The organism is Novosphingobium sp. BL-S-21 (assembly GCF_055521655.1).
In genome coordinates this window covers 1,915,320-1,938,134 of the sequence record NZ_CM145496.1, presented here as the reverse complement: position 1 = coordinate 1,938,134, position 22,815 = coordinate 1,915,320, and the positions used below count along the sequence as shown (strand labels likewise).

General features: G+C 67.1%; 22 protein-coding genes. 10 read left to right on the top strand and 12 right to left on the bottom strand.

The window, feature by feature from the left end; all coding sequences use genetic code 11:
* Positions 1–21: 21 nt before the first annotated feature.
* Together ACZ1J6_RS17620 and ACZ1J6_RS17615 are read right to left on the bottom strand one after the other, a co-directional pair.
* Positions 22–2,019 (bottom strand): hypothetical protein, encoded by a 1,998-nt coding sequence (locus ACZ1J6_RS17620; RefSeq protein WP_465127639.1) that lies wholly within the window; start codon positions 2,017–2,019, stop codon positions 22–24.
* 46 nt (positions 2,020–2,065) lie between these two features.
* On the bottom strand, positions 2,066–3,319 hold the full coding sequence (locus tag ACZ1J6_RS17615) for a TIGR04063 family PEP-CTERM/XrtA system glycosyltransferase (protein WP_465127638.1): 1,254 nt from the start codon (positions 3,317–3,319) through the stop codon (positions 2,066–2,068).
* A gap of 65 nt (positions 3,320–3,384) precedes the next feature.
* Between ACZ1J6_RS17615 and ACZ1J6_RS17610 the strand changes: the two genes are divergently transcribed.
* The 4 genes from ACZ1J6_RS17610 (at position 3,385) to trmB (ending at position 7,118) form a co-directional block, all read left to right on the top strand.
* Positions 3,385–3,621 (top strand): hypothetical protein, encoded by a 237-nt coding sequence (locus ACZ1J6_RS17610; RefSeq protein ID WP_132264449.1) that lies wholly within the window; start codon positions 3,385–3,387, stop codon positions 3,619–3,621.
* A complete protein-coding gene (locus ACZ1J6_RS17605) occupies positions 3,614–4,972 on the top strand; it encodes a putative O-glycosylation ligase, exosortase A system-associated (protein ID WP_465127637.1) in 1,359 nt (452 codons plus the stop codon). Before ACZ1J6_RS17610 ends, ACZ1J6_RS17605 begins: the two co-directional genes overlap by 8 nt.
* 204 nt (positions 4,973–5,176) lie before the next feature.
* Positions 5,177–5,872: a response regulator transcription factor CtrA gene (gene ctrA, locus ACZ1J6_RS17600; RefSeq protein ID WP_021233000.1), complete on the top strand. Its 696-nt coding sequence runs from the start codon at positions 5,177–5,179 to the stop codon at positions 5,870–5,872.
* 514 nt (positions 5,873–6,386) lie between these two features.
* Positions 6,387–7,118 (top strand): tRNA (guanine(46)-N(7))-methyltransferase TrmB, encoded by a 732-nt coding sequence (trmB, locus tag ACZ1J6_RS17595; protein ID WP_134094772.1) that lies wholly within the window; start codon positions 6,387–6,389, stop codon positions 7,116–7,118.
* 147 nt (positions 7,119–7,265) lie between these two features.
* On the opposite strand, the gene ACZ1J6_RS17590 is transcribed toward trmB, so the two are convergent.
* Positions 7,266–9,527, bottom strand: a complete 2,262-nt coding sequence (locus ACZ1J6_RS17590; RefSeq protein ID WP_132264456.1) for an NADP-dependent malic enzyme — start codon at positions 9,525–9,527, stop codon at positions 7,266–7,268.
* A 114-nt stretch (positions 9,528–9,641) separates the two neighbouring features.
* Between ACZ1J6_RS17590 and mutS the strand changes: the two genes are divergently transcribed.
* Both mutS and ACZ1J6_RS17580 read left to right on the top strand, forming a co-directional pair.
* Positions 9,642–12,287, top strand: a complete 2,646-nt coding sequence (mutS, locus tag ACZ1J6_RS17585) for a DNA mismatch repair protein MutS (RefSeq protein ID WP_465127636.1) — start codon at positions 9,642–9,644, stop codon at positions 12,285–12,287.
* Between the two features lie 23 nt (positions 12,288–12,310).
* On the top strand, positions 12,311–12,529 hold the full coding sequence (locus ACZ1J6_RS17580) for a hypothetical protein (RefSeq protein WP_465127635.1): 219 nt from the start codon (positions 12,311–12,313) through the stop codon (positions 12,527–12,529).
* A 200-nt stretch (positions 12,530–12,729) separates the two neighbouring features.
* On the opposite strand, the gene ACZ1J6_RS17575 is transcribed toward ACZ1J6_RS17580, so the two are convergent.
* The 5 genes from ACZ1J6_RS17575 to gluQRS form a co-directional block, all read right to left on the bottom strand.
* On the bottom strand, positions 12,730–13,050 hold the full coding sequence (locus tag ACZ1J6_RS17575) for a hypothetical protein (protein WP_132264459.1): 321 nt from the start codon (positions 13,048–13,050) through the stop codon (positions 12,730–12,732).
* A gap of 129 nt (positions 13,051–13,179) precedes the next feature.
* Positions 13,180–14,049: a 3-hydroxyacyl-CoA dehydrogenase family protein gene (locus ACZ1J6_RS17570; RefSeq protein WP_465127634.1), complete on the bottom strand. Its 870-nt coding sequence runs from the start codon at positions 14,047–14,049 to the stop codon at positions 13,180–13,182.
* 64 nt (positions 14,050–14,113) lie between these two features.
* Entirely contained in the window at positions 14,114–14,695 is a 582-nt protein-coding gene (locus tag ACZ1J6_RS17565) for a cob(I)yrinic acid a,c-diamide adenosyltransferase (protein WP_132264463.1), read from the bottom strand.
* Between the two features lie 50 nt (positions 14,696–14,745).
* Positions 14,746–14,979 carry an HIG1 domain-containing protein gene (locus ACZ1J6_RS17560; RefSeq protein ID WP_132264465.1) on the bottom strand — a complete coding sequence of 78 codons (234 nt, stop codon included), beginning with the start codon at positions 14,977–14,979 and terminating at the stop codon, positions 14,746–14,748.
* Entirely contained in the window at positions 14,976–15,821 is an 846-nt protein-coding gene (gene gluQRS / locus ACZ1J6_RS17555; RefSeq protein WP_465127633.1) for a tRNA glutamyl-Q(34) synthetase GluQRS, read from the bottom strand. The genes ACZ1J6_RS17560 and gluQRS overlap by 4 nt, the downstream gene beginning before the upstream one ends.
* A gap of 469 nt (positions 15,822–16,290) precedes the next feature.
* Here gluQRS and ACZ1J6_RS17550 point away from each other — a divergent pair, with 469 nt between their 5' ends.
* Entirely contained in the window at positions 16,291–16,899 is a 609-nt protein-coding gene (locus ACZ1J6_RS17550; protein WP_132264468.1) for an HNH endonuclease, read from the top strand.
* A 39-nt stretch (positions 16,900–16,938) separates the two neighbouring features.
* Here the strand turns inward: ACZ1J6_RS17550 and ACZ1J6_RS17545 are convergent, their stop codons facing one another.
* The 3 genes from ACZ1J6_RS17545 to ACZ1J6_RS17535 form a co-directional block, all read right to left on the bottom strand.
* Positions 16,939–17,271: a hypothetical protein gene (locus tag ACZ1J6_RS17545; RefSeq protein WP_465127632.1), complete on the bottom strand. Its 333-nt coding sequence runs from the start codon at positions 17,269–17,271 to the stop codon at positions 16,939–16,941.
* Positions 17,271–17,834, bottom strand: coding sequence for a flavin reductase family protein (locus tag ACZ1J6_RS17540; RefSeq protein WP_465127631.1), 564 nt, complete (start codon positions 17,832–17,834; stop codon positions 17,271–17,273). The genes ACZ1J6_RS17545 and ACZ1J6_RS17540 overlap by 1 nt, the downstream gene beginning before the upstream one ends.
* 68 nt (positions 17,835–17,902) lie before the next feature.
* Positions 17,903–19,192 (bottom strand): dicarboxylate/amino acid:cation symporter, encoded by a 1,290-nt coding sequence (locus ACZ1J6_RS17535; RefSeq protein WP_465127630.1) that lies wholly within the window; start codon positions 19,190–19,192, stop codon positions 17,903–17,905.
* Positions 19,193–19,367: 175 nt separating this feature from the next.
* Here ACZ1J6_RS17535 and glmM point away from each other — a divergent pair, with 175 nt between their 5' ends.
* From glmM to thiD, 3 genes are all read left to right on the top strand, one after another.
* Entirely contained in the window at positions 19,368–20,708 is a 1,341-nt protein-coding gene (glmM, locus tag ACZ1J6_RS17530; protein ID WP_132264474.1) for a phosphoglucosamine mutase, read from the top strand.
* Positions 20,708–20,935 carry a DUF1272 domain-containing protein gene (locus tag ACZ1J6_RS17525; protein ID WP_132264476.1) on the top strand — a complete coding sequence of 76 codons (228 nt, stop codon included), beginning with the start codon at positions 20,708–20,710 and terminating at the stop codon, positions 20,933–20,935. Before glmM ends, ACZ1J6_RS17525 begins: the two co-directional genes overlap by 1 nt.
* Before the next feature lie 133 nt (positions 20,936–21,068).
* Complete coding sequence (gene thiD, locus ACZ1J6_RS17520) at positions 21,069–21,818, top strand: bifunctional hydroxymethylpyrimidine kinase/phosphomethylpyrimidine kinase (protein WP_132264478.1); 750 nt, start codon at positions 21,069–21,071, stop codon at positions 21,816–21,818.
* 114 nt (positions 21,819–21,932) lie between these two features.
* On the opposite strand, the gene ACZ1J6_RS17515 is transcribed toward thiD, so the two are convergent.
* A complete protein-coding gene (locus tag ACZ1J6_RS17515) occupies positions 21,933–22,808 on the bottom strand; it encodes an LOG family protein (RefSeq protein ID WP_132264479.1) in 876 nt (291 codons plus the stop codon).
* Between the last annotated feature and the right edge of the window lie 7 nt (positions 22,809–22,815).

Sequence of the window (22,815 nt, the reverse complement as noted above, 5' to 3'; positions counted from 1 at the left end):
CCAGTCCCGGGGACCGACCGTTCAGGCGGCCCCGCTCATGCGCTGGAGCGTGGCAAGCGCGGCGCGCAGGGCCTTTTCTGTTTCGCTGGGATCGGGGCGCGCGGGCGGGTCGAACGGGCGGTGCCCACCGTCCTCGGCAAGGTGCGCCTCTTCCACCGGGCCTGAGTCCTCGCCGAAAGCCTCGGCGGGGGCGGCGTTCTCGTCGAAGCGCACGAAGTTCTGGCGGGGCGCCTGGCGCGAGAGGTTGAGCAGCGAGGAGTAACCCTGCTCGAGCACGGCCTCCTGTTCGTCGTCCTCGGGAGCCTCGGCATAGTCGAAGTCCTGCGAGAGCGGGTCGAAGGCGGCATATTTGCCGAGATCCTCGGCCTCGGCCTCATCACCAAGCCGTTCCGCCTCTTCGGCATCCGCCAGGGTGCGGGCCAGGACCGAGATCGGGCGGGCCGGCGCCAGGCCGATGTGGCGGGGCGGGACGTAGCCGGGGAGTGCGTCCTCGGCTTCGTCATGGCCGAAGGCATCGAAGCCCACCGGACGCAGGGCCGCGGGGATGCGGGTGGTGGCGGAAGGGACGATGTCCTGCTCCGGCGATTCCCGATCCGGCGATGCTTCGTCCGGGACCGGGCGCAGGGGCGCCGTGAACGGCGCTACCGAGGCAAGGCGCGGGAGCGTGGAGAGGGAAGTGGCAGGCGCGGGGAAAGCGATGGTCTCGGTGCCCGGCGATGCGGGATCGAAAAGCGGCGCCGGCATTTCGGCGGTTGCGGTGCCGTTGGGCGCCGCGATTTCTGAAGCCGTGCCGTCGGACGGCGCGCTGTCAGGAGTGGCGGCCTGAAGACGGCGCCTGCGCTGCTGCTCCATGGCCAGCGCCAGGCGTTCGAGCAGCTCGACTTGCGAAAGGTCTTCGAGATCGGCGCCGGCAATCCGCTCCGCGGCCTGCGGCAGCTCTTCTGCGGCCCGGAAGGACACGGCGATATCGGCCGTCTCCGCCGCTTCGGAGGAAAACAGCGGCCGGCCCTCGGAAGCCGGCGTTTCGGCCACTTCGGACAAGGAGCGCGAATAGGCTTCGAACAGGCGGTTGTTCAGGGTTTCGGGCGCCGGTGCGGATGCGGCAGGCTCGGGGACATCGTCCTGCGAAACGGCCCAGGCGGCCGGCGAGAAGGTGTGGGTTTCCTGGCGCGGTTCGAGCCATTCCGGGATGCGGCCGAAGGGGCCGTGATCGTCTTCGGCAAAACCGCCTGGGCCAGGAACGTCCTGGCCGATGGTTTCCGGCGCGGCCTCCTCAGCGCGGGCCTCGGAAGCGATTTCCGCTTCGTCCTCGTTCGCGACAGACCATTCGGCGGCCAGCGATTCGGGCATGTGCGATTCGGGCATCTCGGCGGTTTCGAGAGCGCCGGCCGTGTCCAGGTCGCTCTCGGCCAGAGTCGGTTGGCGATAGGCGTGCTGCTCGGGCGGGAGCGCCGGGTCGGTCAGGCCGGCGGCCTCGATGCCTTCCAGGTCGAGATCGGAGAGGTTGAGAATCGGCGGCTGGCCGTTCCCGGAAACTTCGGCGTCGGTTTCGGCTGCGGCATCGGCCTCTTCCAGCCGGGGCGCTTCCTCGGCCACCAGCGCGAAAGCACGGCGGCGGCGCGGCATGGCGGCGGACTTGCGATCCTGCGCCGGGTCGGCTTCGGGTTCGAGATCGGTTTCCGCAGGTTCCAGCCCGGCGAAAGGCATGCGCGCCGTGCCGGTTTGCGAGGTCTGCGCTTCGGCGGTCTGGGCCACGCGGCGGGCGGCCACCAGGCCGATCAGTCCGCCCAGGCCGGTAAGCCCGAGGGCAAACAGGATGCGGGCGGTCGTCCCCAGCGGGGGCGCGGCCATGGGCACCAGCTTGGCAATGCCGGTCGACAGGACGATATGCTCGATCAGCGCCGGACTGACGATGATCGAACCCAGGCCGAACAGGGCCGCGAACCACAAGGCCACGATGGCGGGGAACAAGGGATGACGGCTGATCGGCTGGGGCTTCCTGTTCTCTGGTTTCGCCACGTTTCTAAACCCCGTTCTCAGATCTGTTTGAGCGGAAGCCGCCAGCTCAGGCAGCGGTTTCCAGCCTTTTTCGTGCATTGAGAGGTGCCACCATTTGGTAAACGTCTCGATAACGACCGGCATTGACGGCCCAATCGTGCCGTTCCCGGACATGTTGGAGCCCGGCCCGGCGGTAGGCATCCCACGATTCGCGCGCCTCCAGCAAGCCCGCAAGTGCGGCGGCGCAGGCGGCGGGATCGTCTGGTGCGAAGAGAGTGCCGGTCTTGCCGTGAGTGACCAGTTCGCGGTGCCCGCCCACGTCGCTGGCGGCCACGAGCTTGCCCTGCGCCATGGCCTCCAGCGGCTTGAGCGGCGTGACGAGGTCCGTCAGCCGGCTTTTCTTGCGCGGATAGGCCATCACGTCGGCCAGCGCGTAATAGCGCTCCACGTCCTGATGCGGCACGCGGCCGATGAAGCGGATCGCGCCGGCAGCGGGAGAAGCCAGCGCCTGCGCCCGCAGCGCCTCCTCGCGCGGGCCGCCGCCCACCAGCAGCAGCCGCGCCAGGGGCTGGCGTTCCAGCAGCAGCGGCATGGCGGCGATCAGGTCGTCCAGCCCTTCGTAGTCGTAGAAGCTCCCGATGAAGCCGATCACCGGGCAGGCCAGGGCGCCGGCGGGGCCATCCACCTCGAACCCGAGTTCGCGGGCGAGCGCGGGATCGCGCGGGGGCGGCGCGCCGAACAGGCTGAGGTCGACACCGTTGGGCATAAGCGTGATCTTCTCCGCCGGAACGCCGCGCGCGACGAGGTCTTGGCGCAGGCCGTCGCAGATCGTCACGACGGCATCGGCGCGCGACACCACGCGGTTCTCCAGCGCCCGGGTCAGGCGGTACTTCAGCGAGCCTTCGCGGCCCGTGCCGTTGCCGACAGCGGCGTCTTCCCAGAAGGCGCGAATTTCATAGACGAGCGGAATGCCGTGGCGCCGGGCGACGCGCGCGGCGGCCGCGCCGCAGAGCGAGGGCGAGTGGGCATGGAGCACGTCCGGCCGCCATTCGTGCACCACCCGCTCGATGGATTCGGCAAAGAGCCCGATCTCGCGCCATTCGCGCAGGACCGGCGGGCCGCCGACCGATCCCGACGTGCGATGGAACACCAGGCCATCGGCTTCCTCCACCGCGGGGCCGGCCGCCTTGTGGCGTATGCCGGTGACGCCCCGGACTTCGAAGCCCATGGCCTCCTGCGCCTTCAGGATCGCGCGGGTGCGGAAGGTGTAGCCGCTCTGCATCGGCAGCGAATGGTCGAGGACGTGAAGGACGCGGGTCATGAGCCAGGTCGTAAGTCTGCAAGGCTTAACGCCGCGTCAACTCCGCACTGCTAGGCCCGGCGCCGATGGTCGACATCCTTGCCCTTGCCCTGAGTCACGGACTGCTGGCGCTGGCCGCCTGGCGGCTGCTGATGCGGCCGGATCTCGATGTCGAATCGGCGCGCGGGAACGCATCCTCTCCGCCCGACACGGCGCCGGCTGCCGGCGGAAAGGCCCCGGCCTCGCGGTCGAGAACCGCGCCCGTCCGCCGCGAGATGCGCTGGCCGGGCGGAGACGACCCGCGCGAGGACGGCGATGCTTGACCTTGCGCTGACGGGCTTCGTCGCCTGCTTCCTGCTGATCGGCTTCCGGCGCCCGTTCCTCTGGGTGCTATGCTATCTCTACGTGGACATCGTCTCCCCGCAGATCATCTCCTGGGGCATCCTGGCCCATCTGCCGATCTCGCTGATGGCCTTCGCGGCGGCGTTCCTGGGCTGGGTGGCCCTGGACGACAAGCGCGATTCGCGGTTCACCTGGCGGCAGGGCATCCTGGTGCTGCTGCTGCTCTATTGCGGCTTCACCACCTGGACCGCCGTCTATCCGGCCGAAGCGGCGGAAAAGTGGGCCTGGGTGTGGAAGGCGCTGGTCTTCGCGATCTTCCTGCCGTTCACCCTGCGGACCCGCCTGCGGATCGAGGCGGTGGCGCTCGTGATGGTGCTGGCGGCGAGCGCGCTCATCATCGACGGCGGGCTCAAGACGGCGGGCGGCGGCGGCGGCTACGGCACGCTGCGCATCTTCGTGGAGAACAACACCGGCCTTTACGAAGGGTCGATCCTCTCGGCCGTGGCGATCTCCATCATTCCCATCATTCTCTGGCTGGTGAAGTACGGCACGGTCTTTCCGGCGGACTGGCGCGTCTATCTGTTTGCCGGAGCGCTGATCTTCGCCGCTTCGCTGATCCCGGTGGGCACGCAGGCCCGCACCGGGCTGGTGTGCCTGGGCGTGCTCTGCCTGTTCTACCTGAGGACCGCGAAGCACAAAGTGCTGATCGCCGGGGGCATGGCGCTGGCGGTGATGGTGGTGGTGCCGTTCCTGCCACCGGCCTTCCTGGCGCGCATGGGCACGATCGAGAATCACGAGGCCGACCAGTCCGCCAGCACGCGTCTGGGCGTGTGGAAGTGGACCTGGGGCTATGTGAAGCAGCACCCCCTGGGCGGCGGCTTCGTGGTCAACCAGTCCAGCCGCGTCGAATACGATACCGTGGCCAAGACGACCGTGGACGGCAGCACCGAGATTCGGCGCACTCATGTGGTGGAGGAGGGCCGGGCCTTCCATTCGAGCTACTTCGAGATGCTGGGAGAGCAGGGCTTCCCCGGTTTCGGACTATGGATCCTGCTCCAATTGACGGGCCTGCTGCAGATGGAGCAGATCCGCCGCCGCTGGCGCAAGCGTAGCGGTCCGGACGAGGCCTGGGTGGCGCCGCTGGCGGTGTCGCTCCAGCTGGCCCAGGTGGTCTACCTGATCGGATCGCTGTTCGTGGGCATCGCCTTCCAGCCGTTCATCCTCATGCTGATCGGGCTGCAATGCGGGTTCTGGAGCTATCTGAAGCGCATCGACGTGCGGCTGCCGCAAGCCCCGATTCGCCCCGCCAAGACGGCCATGCGAACTGCCTGACCCGGCTTTCGGACATCGCGCACCGGTTTTCCGCGATGAAATATTCCTAACACCCGCGGATTCCCTATCGCCCTGAAAATGCCCGGGCATTCGCATTTACGGCAAATTAACCTTTAACCTTCATTGGTCCTATGGTTAATACATGGAAATATCCGTTCCGGCTGGGGATTTGGGCCGATGGACGGGGGGCGAAAGGGAATTCCGATGCGAGTGCTGCTGATCGAGGATGAACCGACTACTGCGCGGGCCATCGAACTCATGCTGACGGCCGAAGGTTTCAACGTCTACTCCACCGATCTCGGTGAAGAAGGCCTCGATCTCGGCAAGCTCTACGATTACGACATCATTCTGCTCGACCTCAACCTGCCGGACATGCATGGCTATGACGTGCTGAAGAAGCTGCGCGTGGCCAAAGTGCAGACGCCGGTTCTCATTCTTTCCGGCATCTCCGAAATGGATTCGAAGGTGCGCTCGTTCGGCTTCGGCGCCGACGACTACGTGACCAAGCCCTTCCACCGCGAAGAACTGATCGCGCGTATCCACGCCGTCGTTCGTCGTTCGAAGGGCCATTCGCAGTCGGTCATCCGCACCGGCAAGCTGGTGGTGAACCTCGACGCCAAGACCGTCGAAGTCGACAGCGCCCGCGTGCACCTGACCGGCAAGGAATATGCGATGCTGGAGCTGCTCTCGCTCCGCAAGGGCACCACGCTGACCAAGGAAATGTTCCTCAACCACCTCTACGGCGGCATGGACGAACCGGAACTGAAGATCATCGACGTCTTCATCTGCAAGCTGCGCAAGAAGCTGGCCCACGCCTGCGGCGGCGCCAACTATATCGAGACGGTCTGGGGCCGCGGCTATGTGCTGCGCGATCCGGACGAGCTTCAGGAAGTCGCGTAAAACCTACCCCTTGCGCGCCCCTTGCGGGGACATGACGCGCGAATGGAACGGCCTGCCCCTTGGGGTGGGCCGTTTCGTTTTGCGGGCCTTGTTTGTGGGGCTGGGCTGGGCACCGGCGCGTTCCGGGCGCATGCTTGGCACATGCCGATGTTTGTGCCCGCCCCGCTGGGCACCCCGACCCTGATCGATACTCGCTCTCACCACCTCCTTCGTCATTGCGAGGAGGCGAAGCCGACGTGGCAATCCAGGGCGGCGTGGAACTGCCCTGGATTGCTTCGCTACGCTCGCAATGACGAAGGTGGGGGTGGGTCGGGCATACGGTGCCAAGGTGCCAGAGTGCCAGAGTGGCAGAGTGCGAGGCACAGGGCGCGCAGGACCGGACCGAAACCTTACCCCCAATCACACACAAAAGGCCCACGAAACCCCACCCTCGGCCGGTAAATCGCCGCCTCCACGGCCCCGTCAGCGGCTGCCACGTTGACCTTGCCCCGCATCGGTGCCAGTGGCCCGCGCCATGACGGCTCACAAATCCGGCGATCCGACCACGCTCAACCGCCTTTACGGCCGCGCCAAGGGCAAGCCCCTGCGCGCGGGCCAGCAGGCGCTGGTCGACAACCTGCTGCCGCGAATCGCGGTTCCCCTCGAAGGTCCGGTGACGGCCGAGCTGCTGTTCGGCGAGAATTGTCCGCTCCATTTCGAGATCGGCTTCGGCGGCGGCGAGCACCTGGCCTTCCGCGCGGACCTGCTGCCGGGGCATGGCTTCATCGGTGCAGAGCCCTTCATCAATGGCGTGGCGCAGGCGCTCACCCATGTCTCGGGCGAGAATCCGGTAGGCGGCGGGCCGGCGCAGCCGCCGCTCGGCAACGTTCGCATCCATCACGGCGATGCCCTGGAAGTGCTCTCGCGCATTCCGGACGGCTCGCTCTCGTTCCTCTACCTGCTGCACCCGGACCCCTGGCCCAAGGCGCGCCACGCCAAGCGGCGCATGATGAACGACGGCCCGGTGAACATGTTCGCGGCCAAGCTCAAGCCCGGCGGCGAGTTCCGCTTCGGCACCGACCATGCGGTCTACGTGCGCCATGCGCTGATGGTGATGCAGCGCCATACCGACCAGTTCGAGTGGCTTTGCGACAAGCCGCAGGACTTCCAGGTCCGTCCCGGCGGCTGGCCGGAAACGCGCTACGAAAACAAGGCGCGCACCGTCTATGGGCATGAGGTCTGGTATTTCCGCTATCGGCGGAAGTGAGGCGAGGATGATGTCCCGGCAATGACGTCGTCCCGGACTTGATCCGGGACCGCGAGCCATGACCAGCCCAAATCGCGGGCAGGCGCTCTTCTGAACGGTATGTCTGAAAAAGCGGCGCCCGGCATGATCCGGGCGCCGCTTTTTTCGTTATCCGGCGATCCCGGCCGCAGCCAGTACCGCCAGCGTCAGCACGTCGGGTGCCAGTGCGGTCATCGGCACGATCTGCACCGGCTTTTCCGCGCCCAGCAGCATCGGCCCGATCGAGGTTGTGCCGCCGATCTCCTTGAGCAGCTTGGCCGAGATATTGGCCGACTGCAGGCCCGGCATGATCAGCACGTTGGCAGGCGCCGAAAGGCGGCTGAAGGGATAGAGCGCCATGATCTTCGGGTTCAGCGCGGCGTCGGGGGCCATTTCGCCTTCGTATTCGAAGTCGGGCTGTTCCTCGTCGAGGATGCGGATCGCCTCGCGGGTCTGTTCCAGCCACTTGCCCGACGGATTGCCGAACGTGGAGTAGCTGAGGAAGGCCACCCGCGGTTCATGGCCGAGGCGGCGGGCGACAGCCGCGGTTTCCTTGGCGATCACCGCGAGCTGCTCGGCGGTGGGGCGCTCGTTGATGGTGGTGTCGGCCATGAACACCGTGTGGTTCTTGCCCACCAGCATGTGGATGCCGAAGGCCAGCTTGCCCTCGGCCGGATCCAGCACGCGGCGCACTTCCTTGATCGACTGCGCGAAGGGGCGGGTCATGCCGGTGATAAGGCCGTCACCCACGCCCAGCTTGAGCAGGCCGGAAGCGAAGATGTTGCGATCGGTATTGACCATGCGCTGCACGTCGCGCTGCAGGAAGCCGCGACGTTTCAGGCGTTCGTAAAGCATCTCCACCATCGGGGCGACATGCTCGGAGACCATCGAATTCTCGATATGGAAGCTCTCCGGGTTGGGCACGCCCAGTTCGGCCATCTTGTCGAGGATGACCTGGGTGCGGCCGACCAGCACGGGTTCGCCATAGCCGAAGTCGCGGTACTGGATCGCCGCGCGCAGCACCACTTCGTTGTCCGCTTCGGCGAAGATCATGCGCTTGGGATTGGCGCGGACCTGTTCGTAGACGCGGGTGAGCACCGAAGTGGTGGGATTGAGGCGCGCCTTGAGCTGGTCGCGGTAGGCCTCGAAGTCCTCGATCGGGCGCTTGGCGACGCCCGAATCCATGGCGGCCTTGGCGACCGCCATGGGCACGACTTCCATCAGGCGCGGATCGAACGGTGCGGGGATGATGTAGTCGCGGCCGAACTGCTGCGATTCGCCGTAAGCGACGGCCACGTCCTCGTGAACCTGCTCGCGCGCCAGTTCGGCGATGGCCGTGGCGGCAGCGATCTTCATCTCTTCATTGATGGCGGTGGCGCTGACATCCAGCGCGCCGCGGAAGATGAAGGGGAAGCCCAGCACGTTGTTGACCTGGTTCGGATAGTCCGAACGGCCGGTGGCGACGATGGCATCGGGGCGCACGGCCTTGGCTTCGGGCGGGGTGATTTCCGGGTCCGGGTTGGCCATGGCGAAGATGATCGGCTCGGGCGCCATGGTCTTGACCATCTCGGGCGTGATCGCGCCCTTGGCCGAGAGGCCGAGAACGACGTCCGCGCCTTCGAGCGCTTCGGCCAGCGTGCGCCGGTCGGTCTTCACTGCGTGGGCGGACTTGAACTGGTCCACGCGTTCGCGGCCCGGATAGATCACGCCGCGCGTATCGCAGACGAGCACGTTTTCGTGGCGCACGCCCATCGACTTGATCAGCGCGGTGCAGGCCAGCGCCGAAGCGCCTGCGCCGTTCACCACCACCTTGACGTCCTCCAGCTTGCGGCCGGTGATGAGGCAGGCGTTGATCAGGCCGGCGGCGGCGATGATCGCGGTGCCGTGCTGGTCGTCATGCATGACCGGGATGTTCATGCGTTCGCGCAGGGCCTGCTCGATGATGAAGCATTCGGGCGCCTTGATATCCTCAAGGTTGATGCCGCCGAAGCTGGGCTCCATCATGGCGATGGCCTCGATCAGCGCGTCGGTATCCTCGCTGGCGAGTTCGATATCGATGGAATCGACGTCGGCGAAGCGCTTGAACAGCACTGCCTTGCCTTCCATCACCGGCTTCGATGCCAGGGCGCCAAGGTTGCCCATGCCCAGGATCGCGGTGCCGTTCGAGATCACCGCAACGAGGTTGCCCTTCGCGGTGTAATCGTAGGCCGTGGCGGGATCGTCGGCGATGGCCTGGACCGGAACGGCGACGCCCGGCGAATAGGCAAGCGAGAGGTCGCGTTGCGTCGCCATGGGCTTTGACGCAATGATCTCGATCTTACCGGGGCGGATGGTGTTGTGATAGAACAGCGCTTCGCGCTCGGTGAACTGGATCTTCGACTTTTCGGACAAGCGATTTCTCCCGATTTGGGAGTGGCCCTAACGAATGTTCTCGCCACGCGATAGGGGAAAGGCGGCGCCCCGGCGCTTCACAAAAAGGGACGCGCGGGGCTAACGCTCACAGCCATGAGCACAGCGTCCGAGAAAGCGGGGGTGACCCCGATGATGGCCCAGTACCTTGCCTTGCGGGAAGTGGCGGGGGACTGCCTGCTGTTCTATCGCATGGGCGACTTCTTCGAGCTGTTCTTCGAGGATGCAAAAATCGCAAGCCAAGTGCTCGACATTGCACTTACCACTCGCGGCGAACACGGCGGTCAGCCCATCCCGATGTGCGGCGTGCCGGTCCATGCGGCGGAGGGTTATCTGGCCCGTCTGATCAAGGCGGGTTGCCGCGTGGCGATTGCCGAACAGACCGAAACGCCCGCCGAGGCCAAGGAGCGCGCCAGAAAGGAAGGCCGGGCTTCCAAGGCGCTGGTCGCGCGCGATATCGTGCGCTTCGTCACGGCCGGCACGTTGACCGAGGAATCGCTGCTGGAACCGCGCCGCGCCAATGTGCTGGCGGCGGCCTGCGATCTGCGGGGCACGGTGGGGATCGCGGCCTGCGACATCTCGACCGGGCGCATGGAACTGGAAGAGTGCCCGCCCGAGCGGCTGGGCGCGGCGCTGGCGCGTCTCGGTGCGCGCGAACTGGTGGTGCCGGAGGGCTGGGAGCTGGCGCCGGATGGCGCGATCCCGCGTTCGGGGCACGAGTTTTCGTCTGACGGCGGTGACGAGCGGCTGAAGCTGGTCCACGGCGTCGCCACGCTCGACGGCTTCGGCACCTTCACGCGCGCCATGTTGGCGGCGGCGGGCGGTTTGATCGCCTATCTCGACCATGTCGGACGCGGCAAGCTGCCGCTGCTGCTGCCGCCGGAAGCGCGCGCGGGCGATGCGGCGCTGGCGATGGACGAGGCGACGCGCGCCAGCCTGGAGATTCTCGAATCGTCGCAGGGCGGCCGCAAGGGCAGTCTGGTCGAGGCGATCGACCGCTGCGTGACCGGCGCCGGTGCGCGCCAGCTGGCCGAAGACCTGTCCGCGCCGCTGACCGATCGCCACGCGATTGCCGAGCGGCTGGAACTGGTCGAATGGCTGCACGACGATCCCCTGCTGCGCGAGGACATGCGCGCCGCGCTGCGGGCGCAGCCGGATATCGGCCGGGCTCTGGGCCGCGTTGTGGCGGGGCGCGGCAGTCCGCGCGACCTGGGGCAGCTTCGCGACGGTCTGTCGGGCGCGCGCCGGATCGGGGAGCGACTGGCGCAGATGGATGGGTTGCCGGTGCTGCTCGATCGGCTGATGCCGGAGCTTGGCGGAAGCCAGGATCATTGGGCCGCATTGGTCGATCACTTCGCGCAGGCGCTGGTGGAAACCCCGCCCACCGAGCGCGGGCAGGGCGGCTATATCGCCAGCGGCTACGATGCCGGGTTGGACGAACTGCGCGTCACCTCGGGCAATGCCCGCCGCGCCATCGCCGCGCTGGAAGCGAAATACCGCGAGGAAACCGGCGTCGCCGCGCTGAAGATCAAGCACAACAACGTGCTCGGCTACTTCATCGAAGTGCCGCAGCGCCATGCCGACAAGCTGCTGGAGCCGGACAGCGGATTTTCGCACCGCCAGACGATGGCCGGGGCCATGCGCTTCAACGCGCTGGCGCTGCATGAGGAAGCGAGCCGCATTACCGAGGCAGGTGCCCACGCGCTCGCCGCCGAGGAAGCGCATTTCGAGGGACTGGTGGCCGAAGCGGTCGCCGCCCGCCATGCGATAGCCCGCACCGCTGCGGCGCTCGCCCGGCTCGACGTCGCCGCCGGACAGGCCGAGCGCGCGGTCGAGGGCGGCTGGGCGCGGCCCGAAGTGGTGGACGGCCTCTCGCTGGATATCGAAGGCGGCCGTCATCCGGTGGTGGAGGCGGCGCTGAAGGTTCAGGGCGAGCGCTTCGTCGCCAACGATTGCCGCCTTGCCAGCCATGACCGGCTCTGGCTGATCGGCGGCCCCAACATGGGCGGTAAATCGACGTTCCTGCGCCAGAACGCGCTGATCGTGCTGCTGGCGCAGGCGGGCGGCTTCGTGCCGGCCAGGTCGGCCAAGATCGGCATGGTGGATCGCCTGTTCAGCCGCGTCGGCGCTTCGGACAACCTGGCGCGCGGCCGGTCGACGTTCATGGTCGAGATGGTGGAAACCGCAGCGATCCTGGCGCAGGCGACCGAGCGCAGTTTCGTCATCCTCGACGAAGTGGGACGCGGGACTTCGACGTACGACGGCCTGGCGCTGGCATGGGCCGTTGCCGAAGCGGTGCACGAAACCAACCGCTGCCGGTGCCTCTTCGCCACGCACTATCACGAGATGGCGCGGCTGGGTGAGACGTGCGAGGCGCTGTCGCTCCACCACGTCCGCGCGCGCGAATGGAAGGGCGACCTGGTGCTGCTCCACGAACTGGCCGAAGGCCCGGCGGATCGCAGCTACGGCTTGGCCGTCGCACGCCTTGCCGGGGTGCCGCCCAAAGTTATCAGCCGCGCCAAGTCGGTGCTGGACAAGCTGGAGAAAGGCCGCGCCGAGACGGGCGGGCTGGCAGCGGGCCTCGGCGACCTGCCGCTGTTCGCGGCGGCGCTCGATGCCCATGAGGAACAGTGCGATGCCCTGCGCGACAAGCTGCGCGATATGGACATCGACGCGCTATCGCCGCGTGATGCGCTGGAAATCCTCTACGACCTGAAGCGCGAGGCGGGTACGGACTCTTAACCCTGCTCCGCTAGTATGCGCGGATGTTCGGGCCCAAGATCAGGAATGTCTTCAAGAGCCGGTGGCATGCGCTGTTCTGGTCTGTCAGCATGTTGCTGACGGCCTATTGCTCCGTGCCCTCGCCGGACGAGGGCGGCGATGCGAATGACGCTGCCCAGTTGGCCGGGACCCTGGCGGCGCATGCCGATAAGCAGCCGCCGGCGCACCGGAATCCCTGGGCCTTGGACAAGCCGGCGAACTAGCCGGACTGGAAGCCCGGCTTGCGCTCCTGACGAAGGCCGGTTCGCAGGCCCGACTCCGTCGAAAGGCGCGGGTCCCATGGTTTTCAGGCCGCGCGGCATCTGACGACAAGAAGCCGCCCCCTGTGCAGGGAGCGGCCTGCTTCCGTTAAAAGCGCCCCGGAACCTGGTTTTCGCCATCGGTCCCGGCCTTCAACGCCGTGTCAGCTGTCGTCGTCTTCGAAATCCTCGTCAGCGGCGTTCTGGGCGCCGTAGCGGTTTTCGAGGTCGTCCATCGTCTCTTCGCCGCGATAGGCGGACATGTCGATGACGCCGCTGGTGTCCATCTGGTTCATGTGATCGACCAGATCCTCGACGTCATCCTCGTCGTCGATGCCGCCTTTCACCTTCTCGCTGTCTTCCAGGCCGAAAGGCGCGGTGGCGCGGTCCTGTGCCTCTTCGGCGACGGACTGGGCCTGCGCTTCTTCGTCATCCTGTTCGGGGTTGAAGGTTTCGGGCGCGGAATCGTCGGGACGTTCGGTCATGGCGTGTCTCCTTTGCCGGGATAACGGCTAAGGGAACACGCGGGTTCCGGTATAGGACGAACGCGACGGGAAACGGCTTCCCGTCGCGTTTCCTGTCCGCGCGCCAGACCTGTCAGCGGGCCGCACCCGTCAGCGAGTAGGAACCGGCACTTCGCCCGAGTAATCGTAGAACCCCCGGCCGGACTTGCGGCCGTACCAGCCGGCCTCGACATACTTCTGCAGCAGCGGGGCCGGGCGGTACTTGGGATCGCCGGTGGTCGCCAGGAACACCTTCATGATCTCGTAGAGCGTATCGAGGCCGACGAAGTCGGCGAGCGTCAGCGGGCCCATCGGATGGTTCGCGCCCAGCCGCATGCCGGCGTCGATGTCCTCTACCGAGGCGAGCCCCTCGCCCAGCACGAAGATCGCTTCATTGAGCAGCGGGCAGAGGATGCGGTTGACCACGAAGCCGGGGGCATCGCCCGCCAGCACCACGGTCTTGCCCAGGGCCTCACCGAAGGCTTTCATCCGCGCGGTCGTTTCCTCGGAAGTGGCGAGGCCGGGGATCACTTCCACCAGGCCCATGACCGGCACGGGGTTGAAGAAATGCAGCCCGCAGAAGCGCGCCGGATCGGGCGAACTGGCGGCCATGCGGGTGATCGGGATCGAACTGGTGTTGGAGGCCAGGATTGCGTTCGCGCCCAGCACTTCGCCCACGGCGGCAAAGATCTTCAGCTTGATATCCTCGCGCTCGGTCGCGGCCTCGATGATGAGGTCGCAGTCGCCCATTCCCGAGTAGTCTCCGGCCGTAGCGATGCGGGGCAGCAGCGCGTCCACGTCGGCCTGGGCGATCTTTTCCTTTGCCACCAGCCGGGCCAGGCCCTTGGCGATGCCGGCCTTGCCCTTCTCGGCGATGTCGATCGAGATGTCGGACAGGACCACGTCCATGCCCTTGCTCGCCACGGTCTGGGCGATGCCCGAACCCATGATGCCCGCGCCGATGATTCCGACTTTCCGCACTGCCAAACTCCTCTGGTGATCCCTTTGCGCCGGAAGGATTATCATCGGCGCTCGGCGAGGGAACCTAGCGATTCTGGCCGGGTACCCAAAGCACGTCGTCGGCCCCATGGCCATTCACCGCCCGGGCGAGGACGAAGAGATAGTCGCTGAGCCGGTTGAGATAGCCGAGCGCCGCCGGATTGGTGGGCGTTTCGGCGGCCATGGCGACGGCGGCGCGCTCTGCCTTGCGGGCGGAGGCGCGGGCGATGTGGACACGCGCGGCGGCCTCGCTGCCGCCGGGCAGGATGAAGCTGCGCAGCGGCTGGAGATGGGCGTTGATCGCGTCGATCTCCGTTTCCAGCCACGTCACTTGCGAGGGGACCACGCGCAGGGTCATCTCGCCGGGCGTGAAATCCTCGTCACCAGGGGCCTTGGGCGTTGCGAGATCCGCGCCAAGGTCGAACAGGTCGTTCTGGATGCGGGTGAGCACGGAACCGTGCGGCGTTTCCGTCAGCGCGCAGACGGCGAGGCCGATGGCGCAGTTCGCCTCGTCCACCGCGCCGATCGCTTCCATGCGTGCCGCATTCTTGGGCAGGCGGGAGCCGTCGACCAGGCCGGTCGTGCCGTCGTCACCGGTGCGGGTGTAGATCTTGTTGAGACGGACCAAGGTGGAATCCTTTGAAAATCCGCCCAAGGCGGATTTTGGCGGCGAAAGCCCTAGCGCGCCATGGCCAGCAGGATCGCGCAGACGATCACCGCCGCGGCCTGATACTTGATGCGGTTGAACATCATCTTGTTCTGGAGGAGCTGGTTCGCCGTGGGCTCCGTGGAGGCGGGATCCCGGTTCAGATCTTCCTTCGCGCCCTGCATGAAGGCCACGATACCGCGCACGAGGCTGACGACGACCATGATCATCAGCAGGATGATGATGGGGATGAGAATGGTGCTCATGGGCTTTGGTGTAGGCCCGCCGAAAGCGAAATGCCAGCAGGGAAGCGGTGCTGCCGAAGCGCCTCGGCGATGGCCTTGCCGTCCTCTCCCGCGCGCCGCCGGTCACCCAGCGAGGGCGCGCCGCGCCGCTTGGCGAGTTTGCGCCCGTCCGGCTCCACCAGCAGGGCATGATGATGCCACAACGGCACCGGCAGGCCGAGCAGCGCCTGCAGCAGCCGGTGGACATGGCTCGCCGGAAACAGGTCCATCCCGCGGGTGACGAGGGAAATGCCGTCAGCCGCGTCGTCCAGCGTGGCGGCCAGGTGATAGCTGGCGGGCAGGTCCTTGCGCAGCAGCACCACGTCACCGAAGATTTCGGGGGTGGCGGGCTGGAGCCCGGCCCGTTCGTCCGTCCATTCGAGCGGGCCGGTCAGGTCCAGCGCGCCTGCGACGTCGAGCCGCCAAGCCGCGCCTTCGGGGTCGATCTCCCGGTGGCGGCAGGTGCCTGGATAGACCGGGCCGTCCGGTCCCATCGCGGTGGCTGCGGCGGCGATCTCGGCGCGGGTGCAGCGGCAGGGATAGAGCAGGCCCAACGCCTTCAGGCGCTCTCCCGCCTCGGCATAACTGTCCAGGCGGCGGGACTGGAAGCGGACGTCTTCATCCCATTCCAGGCCGAGCCATTCGAGGTCGCGGAAGAATTCCTCCACGAATTCCGGGCGGCTGCGCTCTCCGTCGATATCCTCGATCCGCAGCAGGAACGCGCCGTCCCGCGTGCGGGCAAGGTCATGCGCCATCATGGCCGCATAAGCATGGCCGAGGTGCAGCGGGCCGTTGGGGCTGGGGGCGAAGCGGGTGCGGATCATCGCTCCTGCTCCTAGCCGCGCTGCGGCGTGCCGCAAGGGCAAGTGGCGATAGGCGTTTCCGTTTCGCGCTTCCGGCGGGGTTCTGGCTGTGCCTTCGCCTCTGCCGGTGTCCCCTGGCCTTGCCCTGCCTTTGCCTCGACCGCCGCCCCCCCCCTTCGTCATTGCGAGCGCAGCGAAGCAATCCAGGGCGGTTCTGCGCGGCTCTGGATTGCTTCGCTGCGCTCGCAATGACGAAAAGTAGGGCCGAAAGCGGCAGGACTTCACGCACACCCAGGCGTGTGGATAAGCCTGGCATAACCTGTGCGCCGGGCGTTGGCAGCCTGAGGACATCCTGTGGAATGCTTGTGGCGAACCTGTGGATTGTTGTATGGCGCGAACCCGGTCCCGGCTTGACGGCGACTCGCGTAAATGCTGCAAAGAAACTCATGCGTTGCCATGAAACCGCAATCAGGGCCTGCGACAGGAGGCCATGCTCAAGTCGGAGCTGATCGAGCGCGCGGCCCGGTTCCGCAGCGCGGAGGATGACCCCTCCCGAAGTCTTTCCGACTGTCCTGCCTTAGTGCTCAATGCGGATTACACGCCGCTTTCCTACTACCCCTTGAGTCTCTGGCCCTGGCAGACCGCGATCAAGGCGATCGTTCTGGAAAGGGTGGACATCATTTCCAGCTACGACCGGGTGGTGCACAGTCCCAGCTGGTCGATGCAGATCCCCTCGGTGATCGCCCTGAGGCAATACGTCCGGCCTTCCGAATTCCCCGCCTTCACCCGTTTCAATCTTTTCCTTCGCGACCGCTTCAGCTGCCAATATTGCGGCTCTCCTCAGCAACTGACGTTCGATCACGTCGTCCCGCGCCGTCTGGGCGGAAGGACCAGCTGGGAAAACATCCTCACCGCCTGCGCGCCCTGCAACCTCAAGAAGGGCGGCCGTACTCCCAAGCAGGCGAACATGCCGCCGCTGGTGGCCCCGATCCGGCCGACGAGCTGGCAGCTCCAGGAGCGCGGCCGGGCCTTCCCGCCGAACTACCTCCACGAAACGTGGCGGGACTGGCTCTATTGGGACATCGAGCTGGAGGCCTGAGCCCTCCGATGCCGCCCCACGCGGGCGCGCCTCCCGAACTCAGCGCTTCCCCGTTCCGCGACGGCACCGGCTGGCCTCGGCGGCCTTCAGGTCGGGATCGACGCGCGCGTCGGCGTAGGACCACGCTTTCATACCCGGCTTGAAGAAGGCGACTTTCCCGTCTTCGGTCTGGAAAAAGTAGGCGCCGGCCTGCGCGGCATGAGTCTTGCCCCCCACCGTGATGGCCGGACCCTCGGGCCGCGTGTCGATGACGACCTGACCGTAGCGCGCGAACTGGCAAGTGTAGACGGCGGCGCGCTGGTCCGCGAAAGCGGAGGAACCGCTTGTGAAGATGAGCGCGACGGCGAGTGCCAGGCACGGCCCTGTCCGCATCAGATGCCCAGCATTTCCGGCTTGAACAGCCTTTTTCGCGACACCCGCTTGCCGGACAGCATGAACTGCCCGTCACCCAGGTAGTGGACGAATTGCGGCGCCTTCGGGCTGGTTGCGGCGCGGATGCGCAGGACTTCGAGGATGAACAGGTCGTACTGGCCCACCATGGCGTCGTCATGGAGACGGCATTCGAGCTGGGCGTGGCATTGCGGAAGGAGGGGGGCGGCGACATGGGCGGCCGGTTCGCGCTTGATGCCGAGATCGGCGAACTTGTCGCAGTCCGCGCCGCTGCAATTGCCGATCCGCACGACCATGTCGAGCAAGTCTGCAGTGGGCACGTTGATGGTGCACTCGCCGCTCCGTCGCAGCAGCGCATGGCTGTGGTTTCCGCGCGAAACGAGGCAGGAAATCAGCGCAGGCGTGAATTCCAGTACCTGGTGCCAGCCCATGGCCATCACGTTGTCCGCAGACGCGCCGGCATGGTGCGTCGCCAGCAGGACGACCGGCCCGGGTTCGAGGAACTGCCGGGCGTGGGACGGCGGGACTTCGCGCCAGTGAGTCATGCGGGGCTCCTTTCCTGTCGGATCAGGAGCGCCTCAGGGCCGGCGCGGTTCCACGGGCGCAGCTATGGTCAGTGCAGGGTCTCGGCCGGGGTTTCGGCTTCCTCGCCCTCCACGCCGCGGCCGACGGCGGTGGTCAGGGCCACATCCATCGTCACGTTGCCCACGGTGCGCATGAGGTCCGGCAGCACTTCCACGGCCACCAGCACCCCGAGCGGCCAGAGCGGCGTGCCCATGGCCGCCGCGATCGGCCCGATAGAGGATACGAAGCTGATCGTGCCGGGCAGCGAGACGGCGCCGAACGTGGTGGCGAAGGCCACCAGGGCACCCGCCACGAGCGCGCCGGTGGTCAGCTCCATGCCGGCGAGCCGTGCGGCGTAGACGGCCACGGCCATGTTCATCGCCGGACCCGTCGCGCGGAACAGCGTGACGGCCAGCGGCAGGACGAACTCCGCGGTCGTGCCCGAAACGCCGAGGCGGCGGCTGGAGGCGAGCATGGCGGGCAGTGTGGCGATGGAGGACTGGGTGGAAATGGCCACGACTTGCGCGGGCAGCACGGCCGCGGCGAAAGCGGAAAGGCGGCGCCGCCCGGCGAAAGCGGCGATCAGGTATCCGGCCACCATGACGACGGTTCCGACCGCGGTGACCAGCACGATGTAATGGGCGAGCGCGCCCAGCGCGGCCCCGCCGCTGCGCACGCCCAGGCCGAAGCCGAGCGCGAAGACGCCGATCGGCGCGAGCGCCAGCACCCAGCCGATCACCACCATCATCGCGCCGGCAACCCCTTCGAACAGCACGGCGAGCGCGCGTCGCGGCTCGTCCGCAAGCCGGGTCGAGGCGACGGCGAACAGCGCGACGAAGACGATCACCGGCAGCATTGCATTGGCGGCGGCGGCGGAGATGACGTTCTCGGGCATGAGCGAGGAAAGGAAGTCGGCGATGCCGGGCACTGCGGCAGGTTCCTCGCCGTGAGTGAAGCGCACCCCGGGAGGGACGGGGAACAGGTCCAGCAGCAGGGGCATGGCCACCGCGCCCAGCGCGGCGCTGAAGGCCAGGAAGCCGATGATGATCCCCAGCGTGCGCCGGGCCATGGCGCCGGCCTGGGCGACGGCGATGGTCTCGACGATGCCGCTGAACAGCAGGCCCGCGACCAGCGGCAGGATCGTCATCTGCAGCCCCTGCAGCCATAGCGAGCCGATCGGTCCGGCCACTTTCAGCACCGGAATGGCGCGCGGATCGCCCGCCAGCACGAGGCCCAGCACCAGCCCCGCGACGAGTCCGGCCAGGGTCAGCTTTCCAGGAACGCGAATATCCGGAATGCGCGAGGAATTTCCGGGTTTTGCGGGACTTGGGGTGCTCATCGGGCTCCTGGGAGATATGGCCGCGCGGGGGCCTGCGGGGTCGGCCTTGCTCATAAGCGGTGCCGCCGCTCTTGGCAATTTGGCGGCGCTGCGGCTAGAGGATGGGCGAGGGAGCCGCGCGAGCGGGCTGCGGACGTCATCCGGTATTCACGAGACAGTCTCCAAGGGGCAGGTCATGAGCAGACAATTCTTCGGCACCGACGGTATCCGCGGCCGCACCAACCAGGGCGCGATGACGGCGGCCATCGCCATGAAGGTCGGCCAGGCGGCCGGCACCCGCTTCCTGCGCGGCAAGCACCGGCACCGCGTGGTGATCGGCAAGGATACCCGCCTCTCGGGCTACATGCTGGAAAACGCGCTTGTCGCCGGCTTCACCAGCGTGGGCATGGACGTGGTGCTGCTGGGGCCGATGCCGACCCCGGCCGTCGCCCTGCTGACCCGCGAGCTGCGCGCCGACGTGGGCGTGATGATCTCGGCCAGCCACAACCCTTACGAGGACAACGGCATCAAGCTGTTCGGCCCCGACGGCTTCAAGCTCTCCGACGAGGACGAACTGGCGATCGAGGCCATGCTGGCCCAGGATCTGGCGCTCGCCCCGTCCGAGGACATCGGCCGCGCCCGCCGCATCGACGATGCACGCGGGCGCTACATCCACGCCGTCAAGCGCTCGCTGCCCCATGACATTCGCCTGGACGGGCTCAAGATCGCGGTCGATTGCGCCAATGGCGCCGCCTACCAGGTCGCGCCCTCGGCCCTGTGGGAACTCGGTGCCGAAGTCGTGGCGGTGGGCGTCACGCCCAACGGCCGCAATATCAACGACAAGTGCGGCTCCACGCATGTCGACCTGCTTCAGGAAACCGTGGTCACGACCGGGGCGGATATCGGCATCGCGCTTGACGGCGATGCGGACCGGCTGCTGGTCGTGGACGAAAAGGGCAAGACCGTGGACGGTGACCAGATCATGGCGCTGATCGGCACCCAGCTGGCCGCGCGCGGCGCCCTGCGCGGCGGCGGCGTGGTGGCGACGGTCATGTCGAACCTGGGCCTCGAACGCTATCTGCAGGGGCAGGGCCTCACGCTCGAACGCACCAAGGTGGGTGACCGCCACGTCCTCGAACGCATGCGCGCGGGCGGGTTCAACGTGGGCGGCGAGCAATCGGGCCACATGATCCTGCTCGACCATGCGACCACCGGGGACGGCACCGTGGCGGCGCTTCAGGTGCTGGCGGCGCTGGTCCAGTCCGGCAAGCGGGCGAGCGAATTGCTCCACCTTTTCGACCCGGTCCCGCAGCTGCTGCGCAACGTCCGCTTCTCGGGCGGGCAGCCGCTGGAGGCCGCCAGCGTGAAGACTGCCATTGCCGAGGCGGAGGCTTCGCTCAACGGCAGCGGCCGCCTCGTCATCCGTGCCTCGGGCACCGAGCCCCTGATCCGCGTCATGGCGGAAGGCGACGATGCCGGGCAGGTGGAGGCCGCCGTGGCCTCGATTTGCGCGGCCGTGGAAGAGGCGGCAGCCTGATGGCCCTCGAAATGCGCCCCGACTGCGAACGCTGCGGTACCGACCTTCCGGCCGATGCCCCCGGCGCGTTCATCTGCAGCTTCGAATGCACCTACTGCGCCGAATGCGCGGACGACCTCGACGAGCTTTGCCCCAATTGCAGCGGCGAACTGCTCGACCGGCCGACGCGGGCCAAGCGGCATTTCGATTCCGCGCCCCCGTCGAAGGAGCGCAGGTTCAAGGGCTGATCGGCTCCCGCAAGGGCGCGAAGCGGGCAGGGCGGCTTAGCCGGCTGCGCGACGTCTTCGCGCCTTGGCGGCTTTGCGCGATGCCATCCGGCGCATGCTTGCCGAACGACACCCCGGGTGCCATCAGCCCGTCATGACCACACCGCCCCGCATCCTTTCCATCGCCGGCTCCGACAGTTCGGGCGGTGCCGGTATCCAGGCCGATATCAAGACCATCACGATGCTCGGCGGCTATGCCATGACCGCGATCACCGCGATCACCGCGCAGAACACGTGCGGAGTCACGCATGTGGTGGCGCTCTTGCCGGAGATGGTGGCGGCGCAGATCGACGCCTGCGTAAGCGACATCGGCGTGGACGCGGTGAAGATCGGCATGCTCGGCAGTCCCGAGATCGCCCATGTCGTGGCGGAACGGCTGGAGCGGCTGGGCGTGCCGGTGGTGTTCGATCCGGTGATGATCTCCACCAGCGGCTCGGTCCTGGCGGATGCGGCCACCATTGCCGCTTTCGAACGGCTGATGACTCTCGCCACGCTGACCACGCCGAACGTTCCCGAACTGGAGGCGCTGGGCGGGGACCGCGCCATGGCGGCGCGCGGAGTGGCCTATATCGCCAAGGGCGGCGATGCGGAGGGGCCGATCGTGGAAGACAGGCTGCTGCGGCCCGGCGAACCGCCGATGTCGTGGACCGCACCGCGCATCGAGACGCGCCATACCCACGGCACCGGCTGCACGTTCTCCAGCGCCATCGCCACGTTCATGGGGCAGGGCGCCGGCCTGGAAGCGGCGATCGTCAGCGCGCGCGACTATGTGCGCGCGGCGCTGCTCAATGCGCCGGGTTTCGGCGCGGGACATGGCCCGCTGGGACACCACGTTCGCGGCTAGGCAGCGGACAGCCCGGTCAGGGCCGGCCGCAGAAACGCCAGAGAGCCGAAGAACTCGACCGGCCGAAGAGTGTGCGTCCGGAAAAGGGGCGGCCCGGCGGCCGCCGCCCTGACCTCAGCAGCAGTCGAGATCGTAGAACTTCTGCACGACCTTCCAGCCTTCCTCGCCGGTTTCGCACCAGTGGAACAGCTTGAGGTCCTGCCGGTTGATGACGCCTTCGTCGGCCAGGGCCTCGAAATTGACGACGCGTTCCCAGAATTCCTTGCCGTAGAGCAGGATCGGGATCGGCTTCATCTTGCCGGTCTGGATCAGGGTAAGCAGCTCGAAGAATTCGTCGAACGTACCGAAACCGCCCGGGAACACGGCCACGGCGCGCGCGCGCAGCAGGAAGTGCATCTTGCGCAGCGCAAAGTAGTGGAACTGGAACGAGAGCCGCGGCGTCACGTAAGGGTTGGGCGCCTGCTCATGGGGCAGCACGATGTTGAGGCCCAGCGATTCCGCGCCGACTTCCGAAGCGCCGCGATTGGCGGCTTCCATGATCGACGGGCCGCCGCCCGAGCAGACGACGAACTGGCGCATGCCCTTTTCCACCACCGAGCACTGGCTGGCCAGCTTGGCGAGGGTCTTGGCTTCCTCGTAATACTTCGCCTTGGCGACGAGCCGCTCGGCGACTTTCTTCTCTTCGTCGGTCTTGGCCTGGGCCAGGACGCTTTCAGCATTCTCGGGCGCGGGGATGCGGGCGGAGCCGTACATCACCATGGTCGAGCCGATATTGGCTTCTTCCAGCAGCATCTCGGTCTTGAGAAGCTCAAGCTGGAAACGGACGGGGCGCAGTTCGTCGCGCAGCAGGAACTCGGTGTCCTGGAAGGCCAGGCGATAGGCCGGGTTCTGCGTCTGGATCGTGCCTTCCTGCGCGTCTGCGAAGTTGGCTTCCTGCTCGGCCTTGTAGAACCGGCGGTTGGTGACTTTCTTGTCTTCTTGTTCGGTCATCTGCATT